At 42.8% G+C, this 17,385-nt stretch carries 20 protein-coding genes; 15 read left to right on the top strand and 5 right to left on the bottom strand.

Going from position 1 to position 17,385, the window contains the following annotated elements; genetic code table 11:
* Positions 1-414: 414 nt before the first annotated feature.
* Together ABH008_RS23680 and ABH008_RS23685 are read right to left on the bottom strand one after the other, a co-directional pair.
* The gene (locus ABH008_RS23680) at positions 415-612 is read right to left on the bottom strand and encodes a hypothetical protein (RefSeq protein ID WP_347990118.1); all 198 of its coding nucleotides are present in this window, start codon (positions 610-612) and stop codon (positions 415-417) included.
* A complete protein-coding gene (locus tag ABH008_RS23685; RefSeq protein ID WP_347990119.1) occupies positions 609-881 on the bottom strand; it encodes a hypothetical protein in 273 nt (90 codons plus the stop codon). Before ABH008_RS23685 ends, ABH008_RS23680 begins: the two co-directional genes overlap by 4 nt.
* Before the next feature lie 104 nt (positions 882-985).
* Between ABH008_RS23685 and ABH008_RS23690 the strand changes: the two genes are divergently transcribed.
* The 7 genes from ABH008_RS23690 (at position 986) to ABH008_RS23720 (ending at position 5,727) form a co-directional block, all read left to right on the top strand.
* Entirely contained in the window at positions 986-1,444 is a 459-nt protein-coding gene (locus ABH008_RS23690; RefSeq protein WP_347990120.1) for a hypothetical protein, read from the top strand.
* Positions 1,444-1,827 carry a DUF1878 family protein gene (locus tag ABH008_RS23695; protein ID WP_347990121.1) on the top strand — a complete coding sequence of 128 codons (384 nt, stop codon included), beginning with the start codon at positions 1,444-1,446 and terminating at the stop codon, positions 1,825-1,827. Before ABH008_RS23690 ends, ABH008_RS23695 begins: the two co-directional genes overlap by 1 nt.
* A gap of 119 nt (positions 1,828-1,946) precedes the next feature.
* Positions 1,947-2,585 carry a hypothetical protein gene (locus ABH008_RS23700; protein ID WP_347990122.1) on the top strand — a complete coding sequence of 213 codons (639 nt, stop codon included), beginning with the start codon at positions 1,947-1,949 and terminating at the stop codon, positions 2,583-2,585.
* Positions 2,575-3,282, top strand: a complete 708-nt coding sequence (locus ABH008_RS23705) for a methyltransferase domain-containing protein (RefSeq protein ID WP_347990123.1) — start codon at positions 2,575-2,577, stop codon at positions 3,280-3,282. Before ABH008_RS23700 ends, ABH008_RS23705 begins: the two co-directional genes overlap by 11 nt.
* A 75-nt stretch (positions 3,283-3,357) precedes the next feature.
* Entirely contained in the window at positions 3,358-3,609 is a 252-nt protein-coding gene (locus tag ABH008_RS23710; protein ID WP_347990124.1) for a hypothetical protein, read from the top strand.
* An 826-nt stretch (positions 3,610-4,435) separates the two neighbouring features.
* Entirely contained in the window at positions 4,436-5,260 is an 825-nt protein-coding gene (locus ABH008_RS23715) for a DNA-binding protein (RefSeq protein WP_347990125.1), read from the top strand.
* Positions 5,261-5,322: 62 nt separating this feature from the next.
* Positions 5,323-5,727 (top strand): hypothetical protein, encoded by a 405-nt coding sequence (locus tag ABH008_RS23720; protein ID WP_347990126.1) that lies wholly within the window; start codon positions 5,323-5,325, stop codon positions 5,725-5,727.
* Between the two features lie 402 nt (positions 5,728-6,129).
* On the opposite strand, the gene ABH008_RS23725 is transcribed toward ABH008_RS23720, so the two are convergent.
* Entirely contained in the window at positions 6,130-6,954 is an 825-nt protein-coding gene (locus ABH008_RS23725; RefSeq protein ID WP_347990127.1) for a hypothetical protein, read from the bottom strand.
* 44 nt (positions 6,955-6,998) lie between these two features.
* Between ABH008_RS23725 and ABH008_RS23730 the strand changes: the two genes are divergently transcribed.
* Together ABH008_RS23730 and ABH008_RS23735 are read left to right on the top strand one after the other, a co-directional pair.
* Positions 6,999-7,346, top strand: coding sequence for a hypothetical protein (locus ABH008_RS23730; RefSeq protein WP_347990128.1), 348 nt, complete (start codon positions 6,999-7,001; stop codon positions 7,344-7,346).
* Positions 7,347-7,514: 168 nt separating this feature from the next.
* Positions 7,515-8,255, top strand: a complete 741-nt coding sequence (locus ABH008_RS23735) for a methylenetetrahydrofolate reductase (protein ID WP_347990129.1) — start codon at positions 7,515-7,517, stop codon at positions 8,253-8,255.
* A 119-nt stretch (positions 8,256-8,374) separates the two neighbouring features.
* Here the strand turns inward: ABH008_RS23735 and ABH008_RS23740 are convergent, their stop codons facing one another.
* Positions 8,375-8,674, bottom strand: a complete 300-nt coding sequence (locus tag ABH008_RS23740) for a TolC family protein (protein WP_347990130.1) — start codon at positions 8,672-8,674, stop codon at positions 8,375-8,377.
* Between the two features lie 305 nt (positions 8,675-8,979).
* Here ABH008_RS23740 and ABH008_RS23745 point away from each other — a divergent pair, with 305 nt between their 5' ends.
* The 5 genes from ABH008_RS23745 (at position 8,980) to ABH008_RS23765 (ending at position 15,729) form a co-directional block, all read left to right on the top strand.
* Positions 8,980-9,225, top strand: coding sequence for a hypothetical protein (locus ABH008_RS23745; RefSeq protein ID WP_347990131.1), 246 nt, complete (start codon positions 8,980-8,982; stop codon positions 9,223-9,225).
* A gap of 111 nt (positions 9,226-9,336) precedes the next feature.
* Entirely contained in the window at positions 9,337-10,197 is an 861-nt protein-coding gene (locus ABH008_RS23750; protein WP_347990132.1) for a SprT-like domain-containing protein, read from the top strand.
* 604 nt (positions 10,198-10,801) lie between these two features.
* On the top strand, positions 10,802-11,383 hold the full coding sequence (locus ABH008_RS23755) for a hypothetical protein (protein WP_347990133.1): 582 nt from the start codon (positions 10,802-10,804) through the stop codon (positions 11,381-11,383).
* A gap of 240 nt (positions 11,384-11,623) precedes the next feature.
* Positions 11,624-12,397, top strand: a complete 774-nt coding sequence (locus ABH008_RS23760; RefSeq protein WP_347990134.1) for a hypothetical protein — start codon at positions 11,624-11,626, stop codon at positions 12,395-12,397.
* A 2-nt stretch (positions 12,398-12,399) separates the two neighbouring features.
* Positions 12,400-15,729 carry a DEAD/DEAH box helicase gene (locus ABH008_RS23765; RefSeq protein ID WP_347990135.1) on the top strand — a complete coding sequence of 1,110 codons (3,330 nt, stop codon included), beginning with the start codon at positions 12,400-12,402 and terminating at the stop codon, positions 15,727-15,729.
* A 450-nt stretch (positions 15,730-16,179) separates the two neighbouring features.
* Here ABH008_RS23765 and ABH008_RS23770 read toward each other — a convergent pair whose 3' ends face one another.
* Positions 16,180-16,656: a hypothetical protein gene (locus tag ABH008_RS23770; protein WP_347990136.1), complete on the bottom strand. Its 477-nt coding sequence runs from the start codon at positions 16,654-16,656 to the stop codon at positions 16,180-16,182.
* 509 nt (positions 16,657-17,165) lie between these two features.
* Between ABH008_RS23770 and ABH008_RS23775 the strand changes: the two genes are divergently transcribed.
* Positions 17,166-17,357 (top strand): hypothetical protein, encoded by a 192-nt coding sequence (locus tag ABH008_RS23775; protein ID WP_347990137.1) that lies wholly within the window; start codon positions 17,166-17,168, stop codon positions 17,355-17,357.
* Positions 17,358-17,385 lie beyond the last annotated feature (28 nt).

Below are 17,385 nucleotides of genomic sequence, written 5' to 3' on the forward strand. Positions count from 1 at the left end.
CTTGCAAGCAACGTCCATTTTGATCTACACATAGTTGGGCACTATACATAGGGGTCGCTATGGATAGCTATCCATAGCGACCCCATGCGGTCATTGACCCCATATTTCCGAGCGGCAGCAATAAAGCATAAAGCGGACTTTCGATTTTAGCTAATCAACTTTGCACCCTATGGGTATAATCATCGTCGTTCTTAAATCGCTGTGCCCCAATATTTCTGAATCGTGCGGATATCGTAGTTTGCCTGCAATAAATGACTGGCAAAGGAATTCCTGAAGGTATGCCGAAGCCCGTTTAGTGATTTTGGCGTCATTCACTGCTTTTTTGAACGCTTTTTGTACAACCGATTCATGAATGTTATAACTCCTATATTCCTGCGCTTCGGCCAACAAAGTTAACGATTGGGTTGGAAATAATTATTGCCAGATAAACTCTTTAACAGCGTTCTTATGCTTACGATCCAATTGATCCGGCAAAAAAGTACCGGCAAACTTAGTCTTCAGGTCGGTCTCATGTGCAGCGATTACTTTCTGCAATTGCTGTTTTAAGGCGGGAACAATCGTTTGCGGAAAGGGTAAGCGTCTTTGACGAGTAATGCCGGATTTTGATTTCATTCAACAACCTCCGACCTGTCGAACACAAAAAACCAGCTGGCTCCGGTTGTTGCTGGAGCAGTCTGAATGATTGCAGAATATTCTTGTACGGGTTTTCGTTGTGCATTTGGCTTGTGTTGGCCTACTTTATGCTGGACATTCTCGGGTGTGGTTATCTTTTCAGCATTAAGCACATCGCTGTCGGCGCTCTGACTTTGGTCTTTTGTATTCTCATCCTTTGGAAGGGGCGAACGCTTCTTGAGGATCACATGCACGTCGCCAATTGACATATAACATAGCTCTCAACCGGAGCGCGGTTATAATGGGTTTTGTTTTTTCAGCATTCCGGGCCGCGCCCGGTTAGCTCTACGTTAGCGCCTATAAAGGAGCCACCTTGACAGCCGACAGTATTATCACAATTCTTGGCGCCATGATTACGATTGCCGGTGCCCTCTTCACCCTTGATCAAGCAAGAAAAGCCAAAGACTATTCCGATCAAATCAAGGTGGATGTTGAAAAAGTTTCTCTCATGCGTATCACGGAATCGTTATATCGATGCCAAGAGGAGGTTCGAAAACTACCAAGGGATCAAACAAACGTTCCTCGCGGATTTAAAATAAAAGATGCTTTGGAGAGAATATGGCCACATTTTGACCACATCCTTAGCTCCCATGTATTGAGTGGGAATAACGCCGCTATCCGGCAGAAGGTAATGGATGCACAGGGACTTCTAAGAACCTACGAGATCAATAGCACTCAACCAGCTATCGATCCATTTGATGTTCAGTGCCTGATTCAAGAATCTCTATCTGAGATCAATTCAAAAGTATACAAACTTGATGGGAAAGCATAATGGAAAATATTGAAGCGATTATTGCCCGGCTTGAGAAGCTGGAGTTTCACGTCAAGCTCCTTGCCGAATCATTGAATCACACAGAAAACCCAACTGCATCCTTAGTGGTTGATTTTGACTGGTCATCAGCGGACTTGAATTGTGCCCACGATATATTTGAGATGTTTGATAACATGATGCGTGAGGAAGTAAAAATTAATTGGTACGACTTTGAAAAAGAATTCAGCGAAAAATTGAATATATCTTATCAAGGACTGAAATCAGTCGTTCTTGCTTTCTATCGAAATGGGCAATGGTCTGAGGTTTGCCATGCATATGCTTCAAGTTTTGGAAACAGCGTTTCCCTTGAGCTAAAGTCCATCGCTCAAGGGAAAATCCTCTAACAAGTCAGTCAAAGAGACGTGCCGCCCGGTGGCGGTTTTGAAGTTTGGTTTTCATCAAGGGTTTGGCGGCTTCGTTTAAGCTCAGTGAGCAGCGCGCCCCTTGCCATCAAAGGACAACAATGCAGAGTTTAGTAAAACATACCCTATACCTTTTTCTGTGGATTACGGGTTTGACGGCTGCCATGACTCTAGCTGGAATAGGCTATGTTTGGTTTTTCCCCGATGCAAAGGAGCTGCCACATTTAGAATGGCTAATTGGATCGGTCATTGTTGAAATAATCACTGTAATCCTGATGCTTGCGAAAAAGGGAATGAAATACCTGCCTGACACGCAAACAGACAAAGTGCCCAAGGACACACTTAAATTTATGCAAGATTTTATTTCCACTGGAACAAGCGCAACAGTAGTAAGTAACCGGGTTTCATGGCTTGCAGGAAACGATAATCTAATATCCATTCTTCGGTCAAAAATTGAAAATGGAACACGCATTGAAATTATTACTCCGAGAGAAGTGTCCGAAGCACTTAAAGAAAACCTTAACGGTGCTTCATTTATCGTCACAAATGAAAGCACTTCGCCAGAAGCTAGGTTTACATTGGTCAATGGTGATCGCAGTGGTGCTGAAAAACTTGCGATTGCCAGGGGTGTTCACCCTGACCATGAGATAACTATCTTTGATAACGATTCTGGGCCTCAAATAATAGCAATGGCCAAGGACATAATTAGAAAATCAAAGGAATTGGCCAATGCCCAATAGGTGGTGTAACTCGGCAAAAATACGTCGTGAACAAATCGAGTCTGGAACAGACCTTACATTCAATTTGGTTTTCAAACCGCTGATTGTCAGCCTCATATCAAATCTTTCCCCGAGAAATGTTCTTGAGATTGGTGCTGGCACGGGGCATCTCTCAAAAGAGCTCTTTAATATAGGTCTATCAGTTACCGCAATTGAGCCTTCCAAAGGGATGTTTGAAGTGGCCAAAGAAGTTTTGACAACGTCCAACGTAAAACTAATCAATTGCACTTCATTTGAATTAGAAAAAGACGAGATTTACGAAGTTGCTTTTTCCCACTTGGTTGCTCATGTGGTTGATGACTTATTGGGTTTCTTTCACTCAGTTGGTCAGCATTTAAAAAAGGGTGGCCACTTCATATTTTCAATCCCACATCCGTGTTTTTATAATGAATATAAAGGTTTTTTTGGGAATGAATACAGCTACATGACCCCAATGGCAAAAAATGTGTCATTCACTATTACCAAAGACGCTGAAAATATAATTAGTGGTGTTCCTTACCATCATCGCCCTTTATCTGAATACATAAATAAATTGGTGGAATCTGGGTTTGCGATTGATGGGTTTGATGAGACCTATCCAAATGAAGAAATCCAAGAAAAGTATGGAACCAAGTGGGAAACTCCTAGGTATTGCGTATTTACCTGCAAAAAGCTCTAAAAAAGGACTGCTGTCGGACAAATTTTCCGTTATGTTCCAAATTTGCCGCAGAGTGCGGCGGCGTTAAGTGAATTTATGAGTATTGAGAAAATAATTTCAGAATTTAAAAATCAAATTGAGTGGGAGATAGCACTAAATAATCGCGGCGAAGTACATGAGTCTCCTGCTATATATGCAATCGTCACGCTTGCCCCATTCACTCGACTGCAGAGCCTAAGCAGAATTATGTACATTGGTAAGACTGGCTGCCTTGGTGGCGATAGCGATCTTTGTAGATTGTATACGGTTACAGGTATGCTCCAAATGGTCAGCAGGGTTCAAGAATAAGATCCTCGGTATTCCAAGTAGCAAATATTGGTCACTCTGTTTATCTAAAATGGCGTGTGCTGGATTCAAAAGAGCAAGCCACTGCACTTGAAAGGGAATACCTTGCCCTCTATGCGCAAGAGCACATTGAACTACCACCGCTAAATAGAATGTCATGAAAAATTCACTTAACAAATGCAAGCTGGCTCGCACTACTGTGTGGTGCTGGACTCACAAAAGCTTTTGTTTGCCCTTGTTGATAGCGTTAAGCGACTGCTTTCGGATTTACTGCCGCCATACGCTGAAATCTTTGAATGTCGCAAAGTGGCCGATTGTGTGAGGTCGCCAATGTCTGCTTTGTAGCCCTCCAGTTCGCATAATCTGGATTAGACTGACTGGTCGCTTTTGAGAAACGCGACCGTCAGCAAGGGGTCGGACTTAGTCACTCTGGCCAGCAATCGCACCAACACTCCACGGTGAATTCTTTCGCTGGCCCTGCCGTCCACGTTGCTTGAGGCCGGAACTTCTTGCTCTCGTATGATTCGATCCGCTATCTGGAAACTTTGCAATATAGTCGGACAAATCAGAGACCACATTATCAAAAAATTTTCATTATCTGTGTCAGAAGTTTTTCACTGTTTTGTCAATTTTTTCATTAATGGTGTCACTCGACAAGTTTTTTCATTAATGGTGTCACTCGACAGACGTTCAAAACCTAAAAACGAATAAGACCTATAAAATAGATTATTCGACTAATCTATTTTATATAATTCATAACATACAAATTTGTACTATAAAACTACAAATTAGTAGTACAATTCTGTAGGTTAAATTTCAGGAAATGACCATGGCACTAAGAACAGATACTTTTGAACGCGCAATGAAAGCGTGTGACACGATTTTGTATGAAGAAAATGAATTTCCAAATATGGACGCAGTACGAAGGATCATCGGTGTAAATAACCCGGCCACAATAAGGTCGGCAATTTCTGTTTGGAAGGAACATTTAGCTGAGAAACTATTTGAAAAAAATAAGCAACTCGATATACCCTTAGTATTACTTGATAGCGTTAATCACGTGTGGAAACAGGCGGTTTCTGAGGCTGAAAAAAATTATGTTGCCCAAGAGAAAACGTTGACAGATCAAATATCAATACTAAACACCGCTGTTTTAGAACTACAGACAGAGCTGACTAATACTCAAGAAGCATTAAAAAAGTCTCTTGAAGAATTAACTCAAGCCTGTATTTATGCTGAAAAGATGCAGTCTACGATCGACACATTGCAAATTCAATTTGATGAAAAGGCTCGTGAAGTAGATGAGCTTCAGAACAAACTAAATGAGATAACAACTCTTCATACCGAAAATGAGTTGTCATGGCAAAAATCAAGAGATAAAGATAATGAGTGGTTTGCACGGCGTTTGGATGAAGAAAAACGCTACACAGAAGAACGCTGGAAAGAAAAGAATACGCAAAATATCCAAACGATACAATCACTCAAAGAAACAGAAGCAATGCTTAGGCAGTCCGGTTACACATTGAAAACTGAAAATATTAGACTATCTAAATTAGTATCAGAACTTGAAGCAGCCGAAAATAACCGTAAAAAAATGTTAGGCGTACCTTTTAAGACCAGAATTAAACGGTCATCAAAAATGGTTAGTGATTGAGTGTTTGTGAAAACAGCGACCTAATATGTATAATTATAATTTTTAATATAAAGAAATGCATCATGCCTACAGTTGCAAAAGGTTTTCACCTTGATCCAGATTTGCCCGAGGATTTTGATTGTACACCGAATTGTGAGCGCCCCGCATCACACCGTAACTGGTGGGGTATTCCATATATAGTTACCCTGCGAAACAGTGATTACCAAACTGTTGGTTTTGATGTGAGGCGATTGGATGGTGGAGCATGGGATCGATCAACATCCATTGGACATTCCGATACATTGGATAGCGCAGTAGAAATTTGTCAACGATCAGCCGAAGACGAAATATTTGAGTGCCCTGAATGCCAAGCAACTATTTTGGCCAAATATTCTGGACCGATGACGTTACTTGAAGGTTCTGGGGCATTTTTAGTTATCATCTGTCCTATTTGCTCATTTATTGCAAGTAAAGTGAAACGTGACTAAATGAAAGATCTCATAAACTTTCTAGCTGGGAATCTCTGTATCAAGCAATAAAGCTTAGAATATACGTTTTTTATAAACTTTTGATTAAAATAACAAACTTTCTGGGGTCCTGTGGAACAACCCCCATAAGTGTTCGTTCTAGCTATGTTTCTTCATGAATTGATCGGAACTGGCTTTTTAAATGCATCACTTGATGAATAAGGGGGGCGCATATCCTATTTTCATACGGATTAGTCCAGCTAAACCCTGAAGTTTTTTTGAACCTGCAAGACGAACCTATAGACTTTCAGAAATTATGTTTCCAATCTTGCGTGTAAAAATGCCTTTTAAAATCAGTCTCATAAACTTTATAAATTATTTAAAATGGTATTGATGAAAAGTGGCTTAGATCAGAACGAACACTTATGGGGGTTGTTCCACAGGACCCCTAGAAGGAGAAATAATCTCAAATATTTTCATCTGTTTAGCGTTACGGACGCGCATTTCTTCGGCTCTTTGTCGTAGAAGTTTTATGCCTGCTATCCATTGCTCTACTGTTGATACATCACAAAGCTCAGCATAAAGCAATTTTAGTTCACCTGTAATAGTTATCGGTGATGCCAAACGAATAAAACCAGCGCCACTTAAATCCGCTCGAAATTTTACTGAGTACGGTTGTTCAACTGCGTCAGCTCGAAAGTTATCATACCGAACAAGCGCAGTAACTTGTGATGCACCGAGTGGATTTGAGCTAGCAAAGTTTCTAGCTTTTTTTGCGTCAATAGGTTCTAAGGATGATTGGCGAGTGATGTCATCGTTAGACTTACAAAAAAGTGCATAATGTGAACGCTTGCCATCAATTTTACCCTGATCACCTCGGCTTGTAATGAGCATGTGACTCGGTAAATTTACTTGTCCATGCTCATTGTCAAAATAATCCAACCATAACAATAGCTGATTTGGTGAGACATCTTTATTTTTTGCAGGGCTTTTCATCGGAGAAAATAAAACATCTATTTTTTTATATTGTTTGAGTGCAAGCTCAACAGTATTGCCAAGCGAATTTCCAATCCCCCAAGAAAAGACGCCATTACCAGCACCTCTTTCCAGTTCCTTCCGCAAAAGAATTTTCTCAATTGGTTGTCCAGCCTCTGTACCCATTTTTGTCCAACAAAAAACCTCTGGAATACGTTCAGCTTCAGGTTGAATTGGCGTGTTTGAGTTAAATGAATAATTAGATGTAATCATGGTCTACCAATATTTGCACTTTTATAGTATTATATCACGCATATATGAATAAAGTGCAAAAACCTTGGAGTGTTTTAGCTAAAGAAATAGTTGACAATTTACGTAGTTGTACATTGTCTAATAGAGAATTAGCTATTAAATCTGGCGTTGATTACTTTGCGATTCGTCGGTTTCGCAAGAATGGTGTGCACAACAAAACAAAAGGTGCAGCTAGTCTTTGCACTTATTTTCAAATTATTATTGCAGTTGAAGAAAAAGTGCAAATAAGTAAGCTTGAACAATTAGTTTCTGAATTGACTTCCGTGTGGGATGGGTCCGAATCGCATGCGAAACTGTTGACTAATCTGATCAGAAGCACTAAATCTTTTAAAGTGGAAGAGCGCAATAGTTAGGTTAATCAAATGTTCTGCATAGCTGCATTTTGTGCTAACTCCCGACATAATTTCTTAGTGTTTTCGAACTTGCCCAGAATTTTTTTTTGCAAAGTTAATATTTTTTGTTTTTACAAAGTAAAATGCTGCTTATGATCTCTTAAATACCAATGTAGCAAGCAAACACTGATGAATATTTCGTTTGAAATCGTACCGAGAAGCTTGCATGCTTTCGATGAGCAATATACCTTTGTACAAAAGCTGGATGATGGCATTAATTTGATCAATGTTCCAGATATTCAACGATTCGAAATTCGGAGTTGGGAATTGTCTGCACAAGTTGACCGTAATAAATATAGATTTATTCCGCATTTTCGGGCAATAGATTTTAAGATCGAAAATGGCGAATTACATCGAATTATTGAGATGTATCAGCTTGATAGTGTGTTATTGGTGACGGGTGACCCACCTGAAGGTTTAAAGCGTGCTTATTACAATACAGACGTAGTTGATCTGATTCGGGATTTACGAAATCACTTTCCGCTGTTAAATATTTATGCAGGGTTTGATCCGCATCGGAAAGGTTTACTGGACGAATGTGATTATATTCAGCGCAAAGCTGATGCTGGTGCAACTGGATTTTTTTCGCAACCTTTTTATGACCATCGACTGATCGATATATATATAGAACATATGGAAGGCTTGGAAACTTACATTGGTATTAGCCCGATTACCAGTCTAGCCTCTATGAATTATTGGGAGGTAAAAAATAGAGTGAAATTCCCTAAGGACTTTAGGCCGGATTATGATTGGAACGTTGAATTTGCAAATCGAGTCATTGCTACTGCGGGAGCTGCAGGAGCAAATGTTTATTTCATGCCAATTCGGATTGATTTAGAAAGGTATTTTGAGGGAATTAAGTTGCGTTGAGTTCGCCGTTTTCTTTTAAATTTCCGATTTGTCAATTATTAGCGTTGAGTTTTCCAGAAAAGCCGATGAATCCTGATTGATGGCTCCAGTCAACGATGAAATGGTCTAAGCTTATAAGTTCATTGAGCAATGACTTTACCCTGTTCAACGCTCTCTATCCTATCCCGCCCTAATGCACCACTACCTGCCAACAAACGCAAGCGTGCCGACCGCCATTCTGCCAGCGTTCTAATCCGTTCTTGCGCCGCATCGGCAAACGCTGTTTGGGTGGTGAGCATCTCCATAATATCTGCAGCACCCTTATCATAACGGCGTTGAGAGGTGGCAAGCGCCTCCTGTGCGGCGTTCAACAATGTTGCAGAATAACTCAGGTTTTGCAGAGAAGACGTGGCATCGGCATAAGCTTTAACCACTTCCATCAAGGGGGTCCTGTGGAACAACCCCCATAAGTGTTCGTTCTAGCTATGTTTCTTCATGAATTGATCGGAACTGGCTTTTTAAATGCATCACTTGATGAATAAGGGGGGCGCATATCCTATTTTCATACGGATTAGTCCAGCTAAACCCTGAAGTTTTTTTGAACCTGCAAGACGAACCTATAGACTTTCAGAAATTATGTTTCCAATCTTGCGTGTAAAAATGCCTTTTAAAATCAGTCTCATAAACTTTATAAATTATTTAAAATGGTATTGATGAAAAGTGGCTTAGATCAGAACGAACACTTATGGGGGTTGTTCCACAGGACCCCTATAACGCTATTATTTTAAACACCGTTTATGAACGGATGCTTGCCGCTGGGACGAGCCAAGCAATTATCGATGAATTTGCCAGAATCTCACCCATTGCCTGGTCGCACATTGCATTCACTGGCAAGTACAATTTTAGAAAAAGCAATGGTGATATTGATGTGGATGCGATGGCAAATGAGCTTGAAAAACATTTAAAACGGTACTTCTGGAAAGAGGCTTAGATCAGAACGAACACTTTTGGGGGTTCTTCCACAGGACCCCTTTCTGGCATAGTCATTTTTAATTTGCTAGAATTGGATCGTACGATCCATATTCTGACTGAGATTATTATCATGACTTCGGATAATCGCGATCTATTAGATCCTTCCTCACAGTTTTATTCAACGCTGACAGCGGCGTTCAATCATTTCAACGAGACTTTGTTTGACTCAAAATTGCCACCTGTAATCTTTGTTACGCAGCGAAAGAAGAATGTCATGGGACATTATTCATATGCCAGGTGGCGTAATGATACTAAATATTGCGATGAATTGGCCGTAAACCCAACCTATTTTGCAAAATCCGCACTGATTGATTTGCTAAGTCTTTTGGTTCATGAGCTCTGTCACGAATGGCAGGCGCATTTCGGTAATCCTGGTCGCAGGGGATATCACAATCGGGAATGGTCTAGAAAAATGCAATCCATTGGGTTGATGCCTTCTGATACAGGTAAAGAAGGTGGAGCAAAAACCGGTGAGAAAATGTCAGATTATATTATTCCACGTGGAAAATTTATCATTGAAGCTGGCAACTTGGTTTCATCGGGATTCTTTATGCCGTGGATAGATCGATACTCCGTCAGCAGAAAATTGTATCTGCCTACTATACCACCTAGATATGGTAAACCAGAAAGAATCATGGAAGCCATAGAATCGAAAGAAACACCCCTGGAAACATCAACGAGCATTGAGAATCCCAGCAAAATAAAAAATATGTTGGAATCAATGGGATTGAATGACAAGGCGGCTGAAATTCTCTCGGTTGATCTTGAGTCCTTATTATCTGCGGAAGACAACCCTTCCGGAGTGGAGATATATCCTCCTAGGAACTTTAAGACAAAATATACCTGCCCAGTTTGTAGCGTTAACATTTGGGGTAGGCCTAAGTTGGATGTTTTGTGTATAACCTGCAATATTCAGTTCATCGAGATATAAAAATTTATCGCACCCAGGACACCTACTAGCGAGCAAATCATCTATGAAGTTGCAGTAGCGGAGTGATATAGAATTTATTTTATTGTTAGATAATGTGTGTTGATATTTGAATTATTTTGTTTCATTGTTTTAACTATTGTTGAGCTATCAATCCCAAGCAATTGGTACCGGCACGGTTAATGATTTCGACGACAAAAACATAAATCCATGAATCTAAAATGGGAACGCACTATCGTGAGGTGTTGCAGGTTACTGAGAAAACACACCCTGAAACTGGAAGCGTAAAGAGACTATTTGGTTGTGAATCGCTGAACGTAGCTTCAATCTGTAAACAGAGTTTTCATTGGGGTTGTAAGCCGGAACCCCAGAAAATTTTGTCACATTGAATAAACCTATTTTGTGTATTCCAGCAACCAGTTCCGATTCCACTCAGACCATCGATTCCGGCACGAATCCACCAGTAGTGAATGTCGGCTTTTGAGAGTGGTGAATTGACGCAACCGACCCATTGCGGTCAGTCACTCGATCTGATTCAATGGCCGCAATTTGATCAATTTCGGACGTTGTTATTTATTAATGATAATATACAGAAAGGAAACTGCACGTGGACGAGTCAAAATTTCAGAAACTTCTTACCGAACGAGGTGTTGTGATTGTTCACTTCTCTCACTTCGCCGTAATGGGGCACTATGTGGAGTTTCCAGATGATCTTGAACATGCAATCGCCTTCTACCAATCTGAGACTCGATCCTGTTGCGCCTTCTGGCCTAGGCACAACATGAACCTACCAGGCTCTGTTGGCGTAATATTCAGACCCAGATTTGAACAAGTTCTATCTGTCCGGGCAGACGACTCTGGATCATCTGACTTCGGAGGCGCAGAAAATTCAGGTGGTCACGCACCTTCCGAACAGACCATTTTGGAAAGCCTCAATGTTACTGCGGGGCGCTACAACGAGTGGAGAGTAAGAGGCGCAGAGCCAGTTGGTATCTTCGTAGCCAACACTAACGATATATACGCCAAGAGGAAGACACAACTTTCACATAACGGCGAAACTTTTGAGGAAATTGGTTACACAAATATCGCAATATCATCAGTTTTCGAGGCGTTCCCAGAAATGCCAATCTTCACAATGAGGGCAGGCGAACTTTTTTGCATACGCGATAATGCCGCTAAGATTTATTGAAACCATCGTCGCTTTGCGGCACAACTTAATTAAGGCGTTAGCGCCATGAAGGAGATGATCTTTGATTAGCGAAAAAGGTATTTCAGTTGGTTTGGTAGCCTTTTTTAGACATTCTAGGCTTTGGAGACAAGGTGTATGTAGATCTTCCTTCTTTTGTTACGAGAAAATTCTACTTTTAAGCGGTCCTTTTTTCAGGGGTGGATTACCCTCGAACCAAACTTTAAGTTAAAGGAGTTCTTTTTGCTTTCATATAGGGAAATCGATGACGATTATTGCTTGGGCATTGAGTTTGATGTTACCGATGTCGACTCATTAGCCAAGACAATTGCTTTAGTTCTTATTCAAGAATACGACATGGCTCGTAACTTAGTGACTGGAAATACTTTTTCAGAGGACACTGCCCAATTTGACCAAGACGAAATTGAAGACATCATCCAACGCCGCCTACACCCGACAGTCGTTTACCACCGCGATGGATTCCTGTTTCAACTTATGATGTGGCTCGCGGCCCATCTTGACTTGCAAGACAGCGATCTTGTAGCACTTCCACACTCGCAGGGTTCTGCGAAAGGTCAGGACAGTATCGTTGTCCATCGTTCTACGGATGCAGTGGTCGCGTTAACGATCTGTGAAGATAAAGCGACAGAGAATCCTCGCGATATGGTTCGAGATGAGGTTTGGCCTGAAATTAAGGAGTATGAACAAGGAGGAAGACGGGACGAACTGCGATCAAACATAATTGCAACGCTTGGTACTGGTGGCATTCCTAGTGCTGAGGCTCAAAATCTGATTCGCGGTATCTCTTGGAGCGGCAAACGTCGTTATCGTGTGCGTGTTACCGTTGAACCTAATCAGCGCACATCTAAATTATTCAAAGGTTTCGAAGAAATCGTCAACGGCGACAACGAAATGCGTAGAGGCGAAACTACAATATTGCCGTCGATGCGAAACTGGATGACAACCCTTGCTGGCAAAATTGAAAACGAGCTTCGTTGCTTTACACCTGGAGTTTAGCAATGTTTGATGCTGAGACCACCAGTTTCATCCAGTCGGCTGTTCCTCTTGAAGGCTTGGATTTAGAAAAACTTCCGCAACAACTTACAGAAGCCTATGCAAATGTAGTCTCCGCTCGCCTTGGTGCAGTGAATATTGATGCTGAAGAAACACCTGCCAATTGGCAGGCTATGATTTTAGAGCTACGGCGCATAGCTGAAACATACGAAGGTCTTACGATATTCCTTCCCGAGAATGATAATCACCGTCCATCCTGCGCTTTCGTAGCAGGATCGGCTCATTTCACTCTGAATCAAGCTGGGCGTATACAGGCTAGACTTTCTGGAAATGAGCAATCGTTCCCTTCGCTGTCTCCATATGCAGTAGCCCCTGAAGTCGCCGCGGCGTTACTTTTCCTAATCGGCGGACATCAAGCCGATGCGGCTGAAACAGCCAAGACATTCAATAAGGAAGATGCTAGTCCTGTAAGTAAACAATTGCTCGATTTTATAGCAGCGCTTGCATCTGGAAATGGGCAAAATCTTCGCCAAATCGCAGATATATCGCTGGTAACAGTGCAGAGATCCGATAGAGATTATTTGGCTGTGGCTGCTGATGTCATGTGGCGATCGCTTGCCAGTGCTGTTCAAATGATTGCAAAAGCCGTCCTTGGATTAGCGGCGGAAAATCCTATCGTGGTAATCAACGATGTTATTCAGCGGTTATCGAGTGCTAATCAACCATTACATATTGGAAATTCAACTGTAAGACTCCAGCTCCAGCTAGCAGGCCCATATCATCTTGCTAAGCTTCTTTATGCAGCGACCGAAACACTGCTCAACTCTGCCGTTACCGCAACGAATCCACCAACTGGTACTGATAGTGCGACATGGTCAAATCTCACAAATCACCTAGCTGCTCAACGACCGTTTCTTTGGCGAAACCACATAAAAGCCATTGATGAGGGATTTCTTGAAAGCGGTGCTTCATTTGTACTTACTTTTCCTACGGGGGCAGGCAAGACGACGATTACCGAACTTCGAATCGCTACTGAATTGATAAGGGGGCGAACGGTTGTCTACTTGGCACCAACAAGAGCGCTCGTCGATCAAGTGGCTAATGAAATTTCTCGTACCGTTCGGCCTATAGCTCGTGATGTCGTGCTAGGAAGATTTCTCGAAGATTTTGGTGAATTAGCTGAAGGAAAAGTATTTGTCCAAACGCCCGAACAATGCTTGGCTTATCTGACACATGATCCAGATGGTCATAGCAATATTGGTTTGATTGTTGTCGATGAATGCCATCAGCTCTGCGAACGTCCAAACGCCGATGGTTCGTCTCGTCTTCCTGGCCGTCGGGCTGTCGATGCCATGTGGGCCTTGTTGTCGCTACTTCAGCGCTCCCCTGCTTCCGACATCATTTTAATTTCTGCCATGGTCCGCAATGGTGGTGAGCTGGGTCAGTGGCTCGAAACCATAACGCAGAGACCGGCAAGGGTACTTGATCTCGGATGGAAGCCAACGCGTCAAGTGCGAGGTGTGGTTGCTTACGAAAATTCCGAGGTTACTTTACTTAATGCAGAACTTAGAAGACGAAAGAATGCAAAACCGGGCAAAACGCCGGGGGCCGCAGACAAAAGAGGGCTTATGACTACCCCTGTCGGGCTCTTCTGTCATACGCAAGTTTGGAATACTACAAGTACTTTCGCCAAATTTCCTTTGCTTCCTGAAAGCGTATCGCTCGGTGTAAATAATTACTGGGGACTTTCGGCAAATAGAAACGAGATCGCAGGAAAACTTCTCGGAGCAACGGCGCTTGCCGGAATGCGTCCTATAGTGTTCAGCCAAAATATTGATTGGACGAGTACGATTGCCGAGCACGGAGCCGCCGAATTGGAAAAAGCTGGCATAGGTCCAGTCATGTTACAGCCGAATGAAGAAGCCCTATTCATTGCGGCTTCGATAGAATTAGGCGACACCAGCTTAGTGGAGCGTCCAGTCCAGCAGCGGGTAGGTTTGCACCATGGCTTACTTCTTTTGCCTGAACGGCTTGCCATGGAATCGGCATTTCGACGAAAAGATGGATTGCTAGCCTTGGTCGCTACACCGACAGTCGCACAAGGGATTAATCTGCCTGCGGAAGCAGTCATCATCGCCGGCGACGACAGGTGGACGGCGGACGGTTCGGAAACTCTAGCCGTTCATGAACTGCTCAATGCTGCAGGTCGAGCTGGGCGTGCTGGACATTATGCCCATGGGATCGTTATAGATCTTCCCGGTAAAGTCTTTTCGGTTGGTCGAAACAGTAGCGGCCGTATCACGTTCGATGGATTAGCGCACGTGATGGAGCTATTTGGATCGCCTGATCAATGTTTGAACATAGTTGACCCTATAACCCAAGTGATCGATCGGATTGCAACAGCCGGTGTTAATTCGGATATTGGCGAATATTTAGTCCGTAAAATTGGAGGTGTCGATGACAATATTCTCCGAAAGGTACTCGGTGCTACCTTGGGAAATGCTTTGCGTTCAGAACGTGACCAAAGGGTAGAAGCACAAGCTTTGCTACTCAAAACAGTAGCCGCAGAAATAGATATCGCCGCGAATACGAACCAACTTGATACTGAAACCTGGATTGAACTGGCCACTCAAGCCGGAGTATCGCCCGTAACCCTCGCAACCCTGGCAGCATCTTTACCCGAAGTGGATAAATTTCAAGCTTGGCCCTTCAAGGATTTGCTTAATTATCATGCTCAGCTTTTACTCAGATACCCTGGAATGCTATTTGGTTTTGTTGATCCTCAATCGTCTGATCTCAACCGCATAATGCCAAGTCGCAGTCAACCCATAAATGGGCAAACTGTTTATGAAGATGTTCGTGATTGGGAGCAGCGTTGGCAGAACGCTCTACAAGATGTACTGCCACAGTGGCTATCGGGTCAACCGCTAAATGTGATTGGAAATTCTCTTCACGCCCACCGAGGGGCGAAAGGGCACGTAAAAGCAATACAGTTGGGTCGTCGATTTGCGCTCCAGGCTGCCGGCGGATTAGGTCATGGAGTTTCATTAGTCGCCCAAGTATTTGAGCGTAAGTACTCCGAAAAGGCCTCTCCAACACTATTATCTTGGCTTCGGTTAATAGCAGGCTGTGTGAGGGAAGGTTTTGACGACCCAGATAAATTACTCCTATTCTGGTATCTACGACGCTCCGAACCTGGCCTCTACCCTCGGGTACGTATCCATCAAATTTTCAACGAAAATGTTATCGGGCAACTTCAATCATGGCAAGATGAACCAGATATCGAAGCTCGTAGGCGCTTAATTCGTAACTTGATCGGCGAGGTTTCTGAATGACGCCAGATGCCATTTCCCTGATCGACATCGCCAAGTTACTACACCGACTGGCTAACCGAGTTCAAAACCCGTAACCATTCCGCCCAGCAACGCGCGGCGTTATCCTTCAATTGCGAATTGATCTTGGTGTATTGGCAAATCGGTCGCAACATACTGGAACTGCAAGAGCAACAAGGCTGCGAGAGGGCGAAGGTGATCGAACGGCCTTCAGCTGTTTTCAAACCAATTTTGTAGGGCGCGTCAACCCGAGCGTCTGGGCAGGGCAATCGTCTGAATTCAACCGTTCGACAGGTTTTTTAACCGACTTTTCCGGGGCTTCAATGTCTGCAATCAGAAGGTTTTCGCTCATTCGGAATCGCGCATGGATGGCAGCAATTGGCCGATACCCAGCATTCAAAATGTGGCTGGGTTTGTAGTGTAATCAATGGTGGATTTCATCGGGATACGCACCTATTTCCAGCCGCCATCACATTCATCCCAATAACGGCCTGTTGATTCTTCCTGGAGTGACAGGTCGGTTATTTCGCAATTGCGAAAATCAGCTATTTGATAAATCTCATCCAGAATTTCGTCGATTTGTTCTTTCAGATCGGCATCGTCGGCAAACTGAATCATAATCCGAGTTTCGATATCGTTCAGCTTCTGCCCTTGGTAATTTGTCAAAAGCATCCATGCGATTTTCTCTCGTACTGCTTTTTTGCCGCGAGTAAATTTGCTGCCGTTTTCAACATGAACCCAAAGAATGATTGCAACGGATTTGTTCGCTTCGACTTCTGGATCGGCGCATTGTGTGCTTACTGCCAGTGACTTATGCTTGATTGCGCTGCTTATCGTACTGCGACTGCATTTAATAGTTTTCTGTACAACGTTCCATGAAGGGTGACCGTAAGGATTGCACCGTAAATGGGCAATAGCGGCTATTTTCATGCGTATCTAGCCTCTAGATGGGGTATTCTTCCATATTTGACATCGTTTTGTGAATTTTATAAGTGATTTAAGCGAAAGATTTGGTATACTAAAGCCAATTATTGGCAAAATATGGTGATTTTTACGTCAAATAATCCTAAATCACCTGAGTTTGTTTACTATTACCCATTTACGGTGCAATCCTTACGGTCCCCCTGGCGCGTCAGCAGGCACGCATGGATGAACACAGATTTTACCGACTGGAGTTACTTGCGCGTAGACGATATTCTAAATCTTGGGTTGAAAGGGGAATGATTTGGTTGTATGACGTTTCCAGTCTATGTGGTACGTCATTCGTGCGGCCACTCTTGATTCTTGTGGTATTCATGCTTCTTTTTGGATTTGGATATTGGGCCTCGACACACAAACCGAATGAACTCGTTGCTGCCTTGAACCCCTTACCATTCCGTTCATTAGACACCAATTTCGTCGACGCATTACGGTTTTCGGTAGAGAACACAGTCCAACCTATGAGTGTGTGGAAACACAACTTAAAAGAAATCAGTTCTCGCGATGCTTGGGTAGTCGGATTTCTGAACGAAGAAAATGCACTGCGCTATCTTCTTGTTCGCCTTATCGCTACGCTCCAATCCTTGATTGCCGTCACCTTACTTTTTCTGGCTGCACTAGGGGGTAAACGCCGTTTTCAAATGAGTTCATAATTAGAGAACTTCTCAATCATGAATATGT

The organism is Methylomonas sp. AM2-LC (assembly GCF_039904985.1).
Taxonomy (GTDB): domain Bacteria; phylum Pseudomonadota; class Gammaproteobacteria; order Methylococcales; family Methylomonadaceae; genus Methylomonas.